The sequence below is a fragment of the Pseudomonas mosselii genome (assembly GCF_005796105.1).
GTDB classification, from domain to species: domain Bacteria; phylum Pseudomonadota; class Gammaproteobacteria; order Pseudomonadales; family Pseudomonadaceae; genus Aquipseudomonas; species Aquipseudomonas mosselii_C.
The window spans coordinates 46,606-59,808 of the sequence record NZ_VAUO01000004.1; the positions used below are offsets into that span (position 1 = coordinate 46,606).

General features: G+C 64.4%; 15 protein-coding genes. 9 read left to right on the forward strand and 6 right to left on the reverse strand.

Annotation, left to right across the window (positions count from 1 at the left end):
* The first annotated feature begins 65 nt into the window (after positions 1–65).
* Positions 66–1,412 (forward strand): class II 3-deoxy-7-phosphoheptulonate synthase, encoded by a 1,347-nt coding sequence (locus FEM01_RS10905; RefSeq protein WP_138219447.1) that lies wholly within the window; start codon positions 66–68, stop codon positions 1,410–1,412.
* On the opposite strand, the gene FEM01_RS10910 is transcribed toward FEM01_RS10905, so the two are convergent.
* Complete coding sequence (locus FEM01_RS10910) at positions 1,393–2,613, reverse strand: winged helix-turn-helix domain-containing protein (RefSeq protein ID WP_138219448.1); 1,221 nt, start codon at positions 2,611–2,613, stop codon at positions 1,393–1,395. The genes FEM01_RS10905 and FEM01_RS10910 overlap by 20 nt on opposite strands.
* 109 nt (positions 2,614–2,722) lie before the next feature.
* Positions 2,723–3,472 carry a sulfite exporter TauE/SafE family protein gene (locus FEM01_RS10915; protein WP_138219686.1) on the reverse strand — a complete coding sequence of 250 codons (750 nt, stop codon included), beginning with the start codon at positions 3,470–3,472 and terminating at the stop codon, positions 2,723–2,725.
* Between the two features lie 115 nt (positions 3,473–3,587).
* On the opposite strand from FEM01_RS10915, the gene FEM01_RS10920 reads away from it, so the two are divergent.
* The 3 genes from FEM01_RS10920 (at position 3,588) to FEM01_RS10930 (ending at position 5,615) form a co-directional block, all read left to right on the forward strand.
* A complete protein-coding gene (locus tag FEM01_RS10920) occupies positions 3,588–4,544 on the forward strand; it encodes a LysR family transcriptional regulator (RefSeq protein WP_138219449.1) in 957 nt (318 codons plus the stop codon).
* A 56-nt stretch (positions 4,545–4,600) separates the two neighbouring features.
* Positions 4,601–5,056 carry a MarR family winged helix-turn-helix transcriptional regulator gene (locus FEM01_RS10925; protein WP_138219450.1) on the forward strand — a complete coding sequence of 152 codons (456 nt, stop codon included), beginning with the start codon at positions 4,601–4,603 and terminating at the stop codon, positions 5,054–5,056.
* 130 nt (positions 5,057–5,186) lie between these two features.
* Positions 5,187–5,615 carry an organic hydroperoxide resistance protein gene (locus FEM01_RS10930; protein ID WP_138219451.1) on the forward strand — a complete coding sequence of 143 codons (429 nt, stop codon included), beginning with the start codon at positions 5,187–5,189 and terminating at the stop codon, positions 5,613–5,615.
* Between the two features lie 88 nt (positions 5,616–5,703).
* On the opposite strand, the gene efp is transcribed toward FEM01_RS10930, so the two are convergent.
* Together efp and earP are read right to left on the reverse strand one after the other, a co-directional pair.
* Positions 5,704–6,273, reverse strand: coding sequence for an elongation factor P (efp, locus tag FEM01_RS10935; RefSeq protein WP_013971530.1), 570 nt, complete (start codon positions 6,271–6,273; stop codon positions 5,704–5,706).
* 48 nt (positions 6,274–6,321) lie between these two features.
* Entirely contained in the window at positions 6,322–7,455 is a 1,134-nt protein-coding gene (earP, locus tag FEM01_RS10940; RefSeq protein ID WP_138219452.1) for an elongation factor P maturation arginine rhamnosyltransferase EarP, read from the reverse strand.
* Between the two features lie 128 nt (positions 7,456–7,583).
* On the opposite strand from earP, the gene FEM01_RS10945 reads away from it, so the two are divergent.
* Positions 7,584–7,988, forward strand: a complete 405-nt coding sequence (locus FEM01_RS10945) for a hypothetical protein (protein ID WP_138219453.1) — start codon at positions 7,584–7,586, stop codon at positions 7,986–7,988.
* A 2-nt stretch (positions 7,989–7,990) separates the two neighbouring features.
* Positions 7,991–8,473: a GreA/GreB family elongation factor gene (locus FEM01_RS10950; RefSeq protein WP_138219454.1), complete on the forward strand. Its 483-nt coding sequence runs from the start codon at positions 7,991–7,993 to the stop codon at positions 8,471–8,473.
* 250 nt (positions 8,474–8,723) lie between these two features.
* Here FEM01_RS10950 and FEM01_RS10955 read toward each other — a convergent pair whose 3' ends face one another.
* Positions 8,724–9,656, reverse strand: coding sequence for a LysR family transcriptional regulator (locus FEM01_RS10955; RefSeq protein WP_138219455.1), 933 nt, complete (start codon positions 9,654–9,656; stop codon positions 8,724–8,726).
* 110 nt (positions 9,657–9,766) lie between these two features.
* Between FEM01_RS10955 and FEM01_RS10960 the strand changes: the two genes are divergently transcribed.
* Positions 9,767–10,516 (forward strand): 3-oxoacyl-ACP reductase family protein, encoded by a 750-nt coding sequence (locus FEM01_RS10960; RefSeq protein ID WP_138219456.1) that lies wholly within the window; start codon positions 9,767–9,769, stop codon positions 10,514–10,516.
* 25 nt (positions 10,517–10,541) lie between these two features.
* Here FEM01_RS10960 and FEM01_RS10965 read toward each other — a convergent pair whose 3' ends face one another.
* Positions 10,542–11,420: a LysR family transcriptional regulator gene (locus tag FEM01_RS10965; protein ID WP_138219457.1), complete on the reverse strand. Its 879-nt coding sequence runs from the start codon at positions 11,418–11,420 to the stop codon at positions 10,542–10,544.
* Between the two features lie 108 nt (positions 11,421–11,528).
* Here FEM01_RS10965 and FEM01_RS10970 point away from each other — a divergent pair, with 108 nt between their 5' ends.
* Both FEM01_RS10970 and FEM01_RS10975 read left to right on the forward strand, forming a co-directional pair.
* Entirely contained in the window at positions 11,529–12,719 is a 1,191-nt protein-coding gene (locus FEM01_RS10970) for an MFS transporter (protein WP_138219458.1), read from the forward strand.
* Between the two features lie 105 nt (positions 12,720–12,824).
* Entirely contained in the window at positions 12,825–13,202 is a 378-nt protein-coding gene (locus FEM01_RS10975; RefSeq protein ID WP_138219459.1) for a hypothetical protein, read from the forward strand.
* The last annotated feature ends 1 nt before the right edge of the window (position 13,203 follow it).

The following is a 13,203-nucleotide window of genomic DNA, read 5'->3' on the forward strand; positions in this document are numbered from 1 at the left end:
AACAAGCCGCCCGGCGGCGTTACCATGACAGACACGCCTGAACCGACACCTATTAAGAGCCTGTGATGACCCAACCCTGGAGCCCTGAAAGCTGGCGCGCCCTGCCGATCCAGCAACAACCCGTCTACCCCGACGCCGTGCATCTGGCCAAGGTCGAGCAGACCCTGGCCAGCTACCCGCCGCTGGTGTTCGCCGGCGAAGCCCGCGAGCTGCGCCGGCAGTTCGCCGAGGTCACCCAGGGCCGGGCGTTCCTGCTACAGGGCGGCGATTGCGCGGAAAGCTTCGCCGAGTTCTCCGCCGCGAAGATCCGCGACACCTTCAAAGTGCTGCTGCAAATGGCCATTGTCATGACCTTCGCCGCCGGCTGCCCGGTGGTGAAGGTGGGTCGCATGGCCGGACAGTTCGCCAAACCGCGCTCGGCGAATGACGAAACCATCGGCAACCTCACCCTGCCCGCCTACCGCGGCGACATCGTCAATGGCATCGGCTTCGACGCCGCCAGCCGCGTGCCGGATCCCGAACGCCTGCTACAGGCCTACCACCAGGCCACCGCCAGCCTCAACCTGCTGCGCGCCTTCGCCCAAGGCGGCTTTGCCGACTTGCACCAGGTCCACAAGTGGAACCTGGACTTCATCGCCAACTCGGCGCTGGCCGACAAGTACCATCAGTTGGCCGACCGCATTGACGAAACCTTGGCGTTCATGCGCGCCTGTGGCCTGGACACCGCGCCGCAGCTACGCGAAACCAGCTTCTTCACCGCCCACGAGGCGCTGCTGCTCAACTACGAAGAAGCGTTCGTGCGCCGCGACAGCCTGACCGGCGACTACTACGACTGCTCGGCGCATATGTTGTGGATCGGCGACCGCACCCGCCAACTCGATGGCGCCCACGTCGAGTTCCTGCGAGGGGTGCACAACCCCATCGGGGTCAAGGTCGGCCCAAGCATGAACCCTGAGGAGCTGATCCGCCTGATCGACGTGCTCAACCCGGACAACGACCCAGGCCGCCTCAACCTGATCGTACGCATGGGCGCCGGCAAGGTCGGCGATCACCTCCCGGGGCTGATCCGCACGGTCGAACGCGAGGGTCGTCAGGTGCTGTGGAGTTCGGACCCCATGCACGGCAACACCATCAAGGCCAGCAGTGGCTACAAGACCCGCGACTTCGCGCAGATCCTCGACGAAGTGAAGCAATTCTTCCAGGTGCACCAGGCCGAGGGCAGCCACGCTGGTGGCATCCATATCGAAATGACCGGGCAGAATGTGACCGAGTGCATCGGTGGCGCGCGCCCGATCACCGAGGATGCTCTGTCAGACCGCTACCACACCCACTGCGACCCGCGCATGAACGCCGACCAGTCACTGGAGCTGGCATTCCTGATCGCCGAAACGCTCAAGCAGGTACGCCGCTGAGCAACGCCTGACGCAGCCGGCTGCCCTCTTTACGCGGGCAGTCCAGGCGCAGCGTCGCCAGCCCCAGCCAGTTGGCCAGTTGCTGTAGCTGTTGCGCCAACGCCTGGTAGCCCGCCTCGTCCAGCCCCGGCGACTCCTCGTGAACCGCCTGCACGGCCAACTGCCCGGCTGCGCGTTCGGCACGCAAGTCCACGCGCGCAGCGATGCGCTCGCGGTGCAGGAACGGCAGTACGTAGTAGCCATAAACCCGCTTGTGCGCCGGGGTATAGATCTCCAGACGATAGCGAAAATCGAACAGCCGCTCGGTGCGGCTACGCGCCCAGACCAACGAATCGAACGGCGACAACAGCGCGCTGGCCTCGATACGCCGGGGAATGCGCGGCACCTCACGCACATAGGCCGGTTGCTTCCAGCCCTGCACCGTGCACGCTTGAATTCGCCCGTCGGCCAGCAGCGCCGCCAGCGCGGCCTTGCTCTGTTGGGGTGAGAGGCGGAAATAGTCACGCAGGTCGTGTTCGCTGGCCACCCCGAGCGCGCCGAGGGCATGCAGCAGCAAACCTTGCTGGGCTTGCGCCTCGGGCAACGCCGGCTGGGCAAGGATGGCGGCCGGGATCACCCGTTCGGGCAAGTCATACAGGCGCTCGAAACCACGCCGCCCGTCGACCGTCACCTGGCCTGCGGCAAACAGCCATTCCAGCGCGTGCTTCTCGTCGCTCCAGTCCCACCAGGGCCCCGCACGCTGCTGACGAGTGGACAGGCTCCCTGCCCCCAACGGACCGCGCTCTTGCACCGCAGCCAACACCCGCTCAATGACCTCGCGCCGCTCACGGCCAAACACGGCCATGTGCCGATAGATACCAAGCCCTTGCGCCGCCGCATCCATGCGCCAGCGCATCAGCGGGTATAGCTCCAGTGGCAGCAGCGAGGCTTCATGCCCCCAGTACTCGAACAGCCTGCGTTGGCGCCGCTTGCCCCAGGCCAGCTGATCGAGGCTGGCCTGTGGATAATTGCCCAGACGTGAGAACAGCGGCAGGTAGTGGGAACGCACCAGCGCATTGACCGAGTCAATCTGCACAACACCCAGCTGTTGCAAGGTGCGCTTGATGGTCGCCAAAGCAGGTGTGCGCTCAGGAGGTTTGCCAAAGCCCTGGGCCGACAAGGCCAGGCGACGGGCTTGGAGAATGGACAACTCGAGGCTCACGGCGCGCCCTCCTGGAACCGGTGCAGTGCCTGCACCTTAGCACGCTTAGGTAAACCCACGCGTGCAGGCGATGCGCACGCGCGATGCCGGTGAGTGAGTACCCGAGGCGCTAGAGCTCGAATCCGAGCATCACCGCGCACACCACCAGAAACGCACAAAACATCCCTCGCAGCACTTTCTCCGGCAACGCATGGGCCAGCCGCACGCCCCAGCTGATACTGAGCAAGCCGCCTGCCGCCAACGGAATACCGATAGACCAGTCGACACTGTGGTGCACCCCATAGGTCAACAGGGTCACCAGGGTGCTGGGCGCAGCCAGCGCCAGCGACAAGCCTTGGGCCACCACCTGGGTAGCGCCGAACACACTGGTCAGAATCGGCGTGGCGACCACCGCTCCGCCTACCCCGAACAGCCCACCCATGGTCCCGGCGAAACTGCCCAGTACACCCAGCCACGGCCACCGGTAGCGCAGCTCATTGCTCGGCGGCGCCAGGCGCAGGAACATCCGCACCACGTTCCAGACCGCCAGCGCCACCAGGAAACCGACGAAGTACAAGCGCATCGAATGCGCATCGATCCCTACCGCCCAGATCGACCCCAGCCACGCGAACAGGAAGCTGCACAGCGCCAGCGGCAGGGCATGGCGTAGTTCGATGCGGTTGCGCTGGTGGTAACGCCACAACGCCAGCAACACGTTGGGCACGACCATCACCAGGGCGGTGCCCTGGGCCAACTGCTGATCCAGACCGAACAACACCCCCAGCGCCGGAATCGCGATCAACCCACCGCCGATGCCGAACAACCCACCCACGGTGCCAAGCGCGGCGCCCAACACGATGTACAGCACCCACTCGATCATCCGCGTCTCATCCCACTGCTTAAACGATGCACGCATGCTACCCAGTCGTAGCTGGCGGGGAAACGCACAGCAGCGCACAATGGCTGTGCGCATAACGCACAAGCAGAGCCCGAACATGAGCCCCGACATCCTCACAGAACAACTCAGCCTGTTTCTCGATGTACTCGACACTGGCAGCTTTTCCGCCGCCGCCCGTCGTCACCCGCTGACTCCGTCGGCGGTGGCCCGGCGCATCGATAACCTCGAAGCCGCAGTCGGCAGCCGGTTGTTCGCCCGCAGTACCCATGCAGTGCGCCCCACCTCGGCCGGCAAGGCCTTCGCCGAACGCGCCCGGCGCATCATCGAGGAACTGCGCCTGGCCCGCGCCGAAGCCGTGTCGTTGAGTAACGCCCCCGAGGGGCTGATTCGTATCGACGCCCCCGCCGCATTCGGTCGTCGCCATCTGGCACCGGCCATCGCCGACTTCCTGGTGGCCTATCCGGGACTCGACGTGCAGTTGCGCCTGATCGACAGCTTCGTCGACCTGCACGGCAGCCACCTGGGCGAGGTCGACCTGGTACTGCGCGCCGGCCCCTTGGCCGATACCCGGCTGGTGGCCACGCCGTTGGCCAATATGGTGCGCATCGCCTGCGCCAGCCCGGCGTACCTGGCCAGTCGCGGCGTGCCGGCCTGTCCCAGCGAACTGCCCGAGCACGATGGCCTGGACTGGGACGGCTTGGCACCGCCCTTCGCCTGGCGCTTCACGGTAGGCGGCCAGGCCCGCCTGTACCGACCGGCGCGCATGCGCATGACCGCCAACAACGCCGAAACCCTGCTATTCGGCGCCCTCGCGGGCCTCGGGGTAGCGCACCTGCCGACCTGGCTGATCAGCGAGTACCTGCTGCGCGGCGAACTGATCCCGCTGTTCTGCGACAACGGCCTGCCAGCAGCGGAATCCACCGGCATCTATGCACTGCGTCTTGAACATGAAACGAACTCTCGCAGCCGCTTGCTGCTCGAATTCCTCAAGAGCCGTTTCAGCCCGGTGCCGCCATGGGACCTGGCCCTGCGCAGCGAGCTGCGCTGGCAATGAGCACGTAAGCGCATTGGCGTGCTAGATTTTTCACCTGACCGAATTCAAGGAGCTGCATGAACGCCACCTCCCAAGCCCCCTGCGATGAGCTGCTGCTGGACAACCAGGTCTGCTTCGCCCTGCACTCCACTTCGCTGCTGATGACCAAGGTCTACAAGCCCCTGTTGCAGGCCCTGGGCCTGACCTACCCGCAGTACCTGGCGATGCTGGTGCTGTGGGAACAGGACGGCCTGACCGTGGGCGATATCAGCCATCGACTGCTCACCGATCCCGGCTCGCTCACCCCACTGCTCAAGCGCCTGGAAAGCGAAGGCCTGCTCAAGCGCAGCCGCAGCCGCGAGGACGAGCGAGTGGTGCTGGTACAACTGACCGACAAAGGCCGCGACCTGCAGCAACAGGCCCAACAGGTGCCGCCGTGCATCCTCAAGGCCTCTGGGCACAGCGCCGAGCAGTTGCGCAAGCTACAAGCCGACCTCTTGAAACTGCGCACACATCTGCAAGAAAACCTCTGAGCACTATGCTGTGATGTGGCCGCTTGGATGAATAGTCAAATATTTATCTTGCGCACTAATTAATCGCGCGATAAATTAAATCCATACCCACCTAGCGCCCCTGGCGCACAGCACACATGCGAGGCTCAAGATGCAAAAGGTCACTCCGCTGTACATCGCAGAAGCCACCTCCACTGGCGGTCGCGACGGCAAATCACGCTCCAGCGACGGCAAGCTGGAAGTCAAGCTGAGCACCCCCAAAGAGCTGGGCGGCGCAGGCGGTGAAGGCACTAACCCCGAGCAGATGTTCGCCGCCGGCTACTCGGCCTGCTTCATCGGCGCGCTGAAGTTCGTCGCCGGCCAGGAGAAAAAAGCCCTGCCAGCCGACGCCTCGATCACCGCCAAAGTCGGTATCGGCCAGATTCCGGGCGGTTTCGGCCTGGATATCGACCTCGCCATCAACCTGCCGGGCCTGGCCCAGGCCGATGCCGAGGCGCTGGTGGAAAAGGCCCACAAGGTCTGCCCTTACTCCAACGCCACCCGCGGCAACGTGGATGTGCGACTGCACGTAACGGTGTGACAAAAAACGCCGACGCAAATGCGTCGGCGTTTTTGCATGCACAAAAAAACCGGCCGAGGCCGGTTTTTTGTGCTCATCGCAAGAAGTCTTACTTCTTGGAACGGCCTTTGAAGCTGTTGTCGCGAGTGTCGATATCGATCCACTCGTCGATCTGGATGAAGTCGGCAACCGAGATCTCGGTACCGTTCTTCAGCTTGGCAGGCTTCATGACCTTACCGGAGGTGTCGCCACGGGCAGCGTTCTCGGTGTAGACAACCTGACGGCTGATGGTGGTCGGCAGCTCTACCGATACCAGGCGGCCTTCGAAGAACACGGCTTCGCAGACGTCTTCCATGCCTTCCTCGATGTACGGCAGAACGGCTTCGATGTCCTCGGCGTTCAGTTCGTACATGGTGTAGTCGGTGGTGTCCATGAAGGTGTATTCGTCACCGTTGATGAACGACAGGGTCGCTTCTTTGCGATCCAGGATCACGTCGTCCAGCTTGTCGTCTGCACCGTATACGGTTTCGGTCTTGTAGCCGGTCAGCAGGTTCTTCAGCTTGGTCTTCATGATCGCGCTGTTACGGCCCGACTTAGTGAACTCAGCTTTCTGTACCAGCCACGGGTCGTTGTCGATACGCAGTACGGTACCGGGTTTCAGTTCTTTACCAGTTTTCATTACGAAGTATCCGAATCTGGATGGATTTATAAAAATCGAGGCCGCGTATCATAGCGAATTTCGATAAAACTGTACCAGCTTCGTGGCAAGGTCCGGCTGAGCGGCCTGAACGGCGCACCATTGGCGCGCGTGCAGGCACAGCTCCGGCCAGTGCGCCTGCAGGGCTCGCCAGGCCTCGCCCATGCCCTTGTGCGTATTCCACGCCTGCCACAACCCAGTCAGCGCCTGCCCGGCAGCGTCCGACAAACCACGCCGATAAAGCGCCAGGAACGCGTCGAGCTTTTCCAAGTGGGCGTTTTCTTGCTGCACATAGATATGCCAGAGCATCGGCGCCGCGGCCCATTGGGCGCGCACGAACGAGTCTTCGCCACGCACGGCATTGAAATCACAACTCCACAGCAGACGGTCATAGTCGTCCTGGCTAACGAACGGCAGCACCTGCACGCTCAGAGCGCCGCGCCGATGCACCGCGCCCACCGGCAAGTCTGCCTGCCCCAGCCACTGGCCAAGGTCGCCCAGGATACGCCCATGGGGCACCAGCAGATGCGTCGGATCAGGCGCCGCTGCCAGCACATCGAGCCATTCGCCCAGTTGCGGGTTTTCGTAGGCGAACAACGAGATCAGCCGTGCTGCGCCCTGCACCTGCACGCCCAGCCCCTGGAGGAACGCCGTGCGCGCCTCAGGACTCTGGCAAAAGGCTTCACGCCGCGCGAGCAACGACGCCTCGCGCAACAGCCCGCCGGTTTTTTCGCTAAAGCCCGGGAAGAAGAAGATCTTGCGCAGGCCGTTGGCTTGAGGCGATGGCAGCCCATGGCAACCCTCGACCCAGGCCTCGGCGCTGAGGTAATCGAGATTCAGCCAAAGCGGCGGCTTGGGTTGCGCGGCCATGGATTGCACCAGGCCTTCCGGCAGTTGGCAGGCGAACGCCCCGATCACTACATCGCCAGGCACCTCGTCCTGCCAGCACGCCGGCCAACGGCGCACATCGACGCCCTGTTGCCACTGCTGGTCGGCATCGTTGTCGGCTTCAGGACACAGGCGCGTGAACGCTTGCAACTCATCCACCCACAGGCGCACCGCCAGCCCGTGTTCGTCTGCCAACTGGCGCGCCAGGCGCCAGGTGACACCGATGTCACCATAGTTGTCGACGACCGTGCAGAAGATGTCCCAGGTGGTTCTCATCGTGATACCTGCCAAAAAACGAGCGCGGATTCTGCGCACAAATGCCGACGGTTTAAAGCACCGCGCTGAAAATTCCTGCCACGCCATGCGACAATGCCGCCACCAAACTGCCTTGCCAGGAGGCCGCCATGGCCCGTCGCCGCGAACTTACGATCACCCTCAAGCCCGTGCAACTGATCCTGTGCGTCGCCTTTGGCCTGTGGCTGGGCGCCGTGGCCATTGCCTTGAGCCTGTGGCTGGCGCTGCGCCTTTGGCCCGAGCAGGTCCAGCCACTGGCCCAGGCCGTGGCACCGTCGGTCGTCCAACCCGCGACGGCCCCCACGGCAGCGCCCAACCAGACACAGGATGCCCAGGCGCAGATGTTCGAACGCTACAAGGACATCCTGCACAAGCAAGAACTGCAACAAGCCGCCGAAGCCGCCCAAGGTAACCCGCGTAACCTGAACGACCCCAAGTGCCAGTTCTGGCTGCAACAGAACCGCACCGCCCCGACGCCCAAGAGCCAGGCCAATGTGCTGGAGCTGTGCTACTGAACATGGACAAGGCCGCCCTGCTGCAACGCATCATCGCCACCCTGGAACACGACATGGACGTGTCGCGTCGCGCTGCGCAGACCGCCTACGAAGCGGCAACCGCCGAAGAGAACATCGCCGAGAACAAGTACGACACCCTCGGCCTGGAAGCGTCCTACCTGGCAACCGGACAAGCCCGACGCACCGCCGAGATTCGCCAGGCACTGCTGACCTATCAGCAATGGCGACTGCGCGACTACGATCCGGCGCGCGGCATCCAGATCGGCTGCCTGGTGACCCTGGAGGACCAGGCCGGGCAGCAGCGACGGCTATTCCTGGGCCCGGAAGGTGCGGGACTGAAGATCGGCGAAGGCGACACGCTGGTGACGGTGATCACCCCACGGGCACCGCTGGGTCAACAGTTGATGGGCAAAAAACCAGATGACGAAGTGAGCCTGGCAATCAATGGGATGGCCCAGGTTCAGTTCATCATCGATGTGGCCTGAACGCAGGATGCCAGTCAGTTAAGCCAATGGGGCCGCTGCGCAACCCATCGCGGCACAAGGCCGCTCCTACAGGTGCGGCGGTGGATTCAGGCTATGCACAATCCTGTGGGAGCGGGCTTGCCCGCGAAGCAGCCGACTCGGTGGGTGGCACCGGCTACGCCGGTGTTCGCGGTGGTCCGGCACTCCGGCCGGAAAGGGGCGCGCAGCGTCTCCAACTACTGCAAAAAAGGCTTGACTGGCTGGTATTAGCCTATGCCCCCTGCAACGCATCGAAGCGCTGCGCCAAGCCCTGCTCGGCAAAGCGCTCCACCACAAAATCGATGAACGCCCGAGTCTTGCCCGGCAGCAGCTTGTGCCCGGCGTAGTACAGGCTGATGTGGCCATCGTCCACGTACCAGTCGGGCAATACCCGCAGTAGCCTTCCGGCCGCCAAGTACGGCACGGCGAACGGCAGGCTCACCAGGGCGACGCCCAGGCTTTGCTCGGCCACCGCGCATGCCGCGTCGGAGTCGCTCATGGTCATTGCCTGGCGCAGTTGCAAGGGGCACTGCGCCTGCCAGCGGCTGGTCAACGGCCAAGCCCGTACCCGCCCCGTCTGCGGCGAGCGAATCAGGATACCGTCATGCCGTTGCAAGGCCTGTGGGTCGTCGATTGGACCATGCTCCTCGAGGTATCCGGGCGAGGCTACCAGGACGCGATGCGCCGGCGTCAGCTTGCGCGCCACCACACCCGGCGGCAGGTCGAAACCACCACCAATGGCGGCATCGAAGCCTTGCCCGATCAGGTCCACCTGGCGATTGTCGAAATGCCAGTCCGGGGTAATCGCTGGGTAACGGCGCAAGAAGTCGCCCAACAGAGGCAACACGTACAGCCGCCCGAACACCGTGCCCATGCTCACCCGCAACTGCCCGGCCGGCTGGCCCTCGGCACTGGCCAGATTGGCAACGGCGTACTGGATGGTGCGAAAACTGTCGCTGACCTCTCCCAGAAAGCGCTGCCCAGCTTCGGTCAAGGTCAATTTGCGTGTACTACGCTGGAACAGCCGCACGCCCAGGCGCACCTCCAACTGGGCAACGTTCTTGCCGACCGCCGCCGGGGTCAGCGACAAACGCCGGGCCGCTTCGGCGAAGCTGCCGACTTCGGCACTGCGGATGAAACATTCGAGGCTGCTGAACGATTCCATACCAAAAGTTTACTCTGATGATCCTGATTGCCATCTTATCAACAGGTAATCGACGATCGATACTGCGCCCATCCAAGGCATCCGGCCTTGCTCATCAGCAGGAGATCAGCATGTCCCAGCAACTTCCCCTCAGCGGTAAAGTGGCCCTCGTCCAGGGTGGTTCGCGTGGCATCGGCGCAGCCATCGTACGCCGCCTGGCCCGCGACGGCGCCAAGGTCGCCTTCACCTACGTCAGCTCCGCCGAAACCGCCAACACCCTGGCAGCACAGATCGTCGACGGCGGTGGCCAGGCCTTGGCCCTGCGCGCCGACAGCGCCGACGCCAGCGCCGTGCAGCAGGCCGTCGAGGACACCGTCAGCGCTTTCGGTGGCCTCGACATCCTGGTCAACAACGCCGGCGTGCTGGCGGTGGCGCCTGTCGCCGAGTTCGACCTGGTCGATTTCGACCGGATCCTGGCGATCAACGTGCGCAGCGTGTTCGTCGCCACCCAGGCCGCCGTCCGGCACATGGGCCAAGGCGGGCGCATCATCAACATCGGCAGCACCAACGCCGAGCGCATGCCCTTCGCCGGAGGCGCGCCCTATGCCATGAGCAAATCGGCACTGGTCGGCCTGACCAAGGGCCTGGCCCGCGACCTGGGTCCTCAAGGCATTAGCGTCAACAATGTGCAGCCGGGCCCGGTGGACACCGACATGAACCCGGCCAAGGGCGAGTTTGCCGACAGTCTGATCCCGCTAATGGCCATCGGGCGCTACGGCCAGGTCGAGGAAATCGCCAGCTTCGTCGCCTACCTGGCAGGGCCTGAAGCGGGTTATATCACCGGCGCCAGCCTGCTCGCCGATGGGGGCTTCGCAGCCTGACCCACAGCGCCTGGCGGGCTGCGTATCAGCCTGCCATCAGGCGTTGCTCCAGCACCTCCAGGAACGCTCGCGCAGCAGGCGTGGGGCTTTGTGACCATACCGCATAAAGATGCCGTACCGGCGCATCCACCAGCGGTACGCTGATCACCCCCTGGAAGCCCCTAGCGATGCGCTCGGGCACCAGCCCCACTGCCATGCCGCGTTGCACGAACTTCTCCACCAGGCGGATATGGCCGATTTCGAACTGCACCCGACGCACCACACCCACCGCCTGGAACGCCTCGTCGGTCTGGCGACGCGCGCCAGTGCCCTCGGGAAAATCCACCAGCACTTCATCGGCCAGCGCCGCCAACGCCAGTTGCCCCCTGCCCTGCAGCGGGTGTTCGGGGGCCAGCACCGCCACCAATTCCTCGCGAGCCAACAGACGGTGCTGCACGCCCTGCAACACCTCGCCCTGCCACAGGCCAATGAAACCCACGTCCAAGCGCCGCTCGATGACATCGGCGACCAACCGTTCGCTCTTGGCGGTCAGCCAACGTACGTCCACCTGCGGATGCCGGTCGTGGAACACTTCCAGCAACTCGACCAGATCGAGCGCTGTCAGCGAACTGATCTCGCCAATCGACAGGCGCCCGCGCACCTGCCCGCAGGCTGCCGCGACATCATCGGCGATACGCCGCGCCGCCTCTACCGCTGGGCGCGCACTGAGCACAAAGGCTTCACCGGCAGGGGTCAAGCGTACCCGCCGCGAACTGCGCTCGAACAGGCTCACCCCAAGCGTCGCCTCCAGCCGCGCGACCTGGTGGCTGAGTGCCGACTGCACCACATGGCAGCGCTCGGCGGCGCGGGTGAAACTGCCGGTGTCAGCTACGGCGAGGGCATACTCGAGCTGCTTGAGGTTCATACTGCTATCTGCTTTCAAGATGGATACCGTGAAAACTATACATTGGCGTCATGCCTGACACTTCCTGATACTTGTGCCTATTCCCTTTTTTCCTGCCACGAGACACCCATGAACACCCCCACTCTCGGTCGCGCCCTGATCTTGCTAATGGCCACCGCCACTGGCCTGGCCGTGGCCAGCAACTACTACGCCCAACCCCTGCTGCACAGCATCGCCGAGCACTTCGGCCTGAGCACCGCCAGCGCCGGCAGCATCGTCATCGCCGCGCAGCTCAGCTATGGCGCCGGCCTGCTGTTGCTTGCGCCACTGGGCGATTTGTTCGAGCAACGCCGACTGATCGTGAGCATGACGCTGATCGCTAGCGTCGGGCTGCTGATCAGCGCCTGCGCGCAAAGCCTGCCCTGGCTGATCGTCGGTACCGCGTTGACCGGGCTGTTCTCGGTGGTGGCGCAGATCCTGGTGCCGATGGCCGCCGCCCTCAGCGCCCCGGAGCAACGCGGACGCGCGGTGGGTACACTGATGAGCGGCCTGCTGCTGGGCATCCTGCTGGCCCGCACCGCGGCCGGACTCATGGCCGAGCTGGGCGGCTGGCGCAGCATCTACATCCTGGCCGCGGTGCTGATGGCGATCACGGCACTGGCGCTGTACCGCAGCCTGCCGCAGCACCACAGCCATGCCGGGCTCAAGTATCCCGCCTTGATCGGCTCGGTGTTCCGCCTGTTCGCCGAGGAACCCGTGCTGCGCTTGCGCGCGTTGCTAGGGCTGCTGTCGTTCAGCCTGTTCGCCTTGTTCTGGACACCGCTGGCGTTTTTGCTGAGCAGTGCGCCTTACCACTATTCGGATGCCGTAATTGGCCTGTTCGGCCTGGCGGGCGCGGCCGGGGCGCTGGCCGCCAACTGGGCCGGGCGTCTGGCCGACCGGGGCAAGGGCGCTCTGGGCACGACCATCGGGCTAACCGCGCTGCTGCTGTCATGGGTGCCACTGGGCTTCGCCCAGCAGTCACTGGCGGCGCTGCTGCTCGGGGTGCTGGTGCTGGACCTGGCGGTGCAACTGGTGCATGTGAGCAACCAGAACGCAGTCATCGCCCTGCGCCCCGAGGCGCGCACGCGGCTCAACGCCGGATACATCACCTGCTACTTCATTGGCGGCGCATTCGGGTCGCTGCTGGGCACCCAGCTGTTCCAGCGGTATGGCTGGGACGGCATCGTGGTCGCAGGGCTGATCATCGGCGCGCTGGCGCTACTGGCGTGGGAAATCGCCCGACGCAAGCAGGTGAAACTGCCGATGCAGGCGACCTGACGCGACAAATAGCCACATGACCCTCCGTCGCCTGGGCGTTGACTTGCCAACGCCCCCGGCGCTCAGTAAGCGCTGGTCAAAGCCCTTTCCCGACAGGACGACACAATGACAAGACTCACGGTGCAATCCGGCGATTTCTTGCAAGGTGAAGGCGAGTATCGCAATGGAGCGCTCACACTCAAGACCCCGCGCAGCCCCTCGCCTGGCGAGCGCATTTCCCTGGCCCGCATCAAGGACCTCAAGCTTGCCAACCTCGAATCCACCCGCAGCCTGGGCAGTGCCCTCGGCTGGGGCATGGCCGGGGCGCTGGTGGCAGGCCCGGTGGGGCTACTGGCCGGGCTGCTGCTCGGCGGCAAGGAAGACGAGGTGACGTTCCTCGCCACGTTCAAGGACGGACGCAAGCTGCTGGCCATCACCGATGGCAAGACCTGGTCGAAGATCGACGACAACTGGCGCCAACATCAGCGCCCAGCCGCCGCCTGAA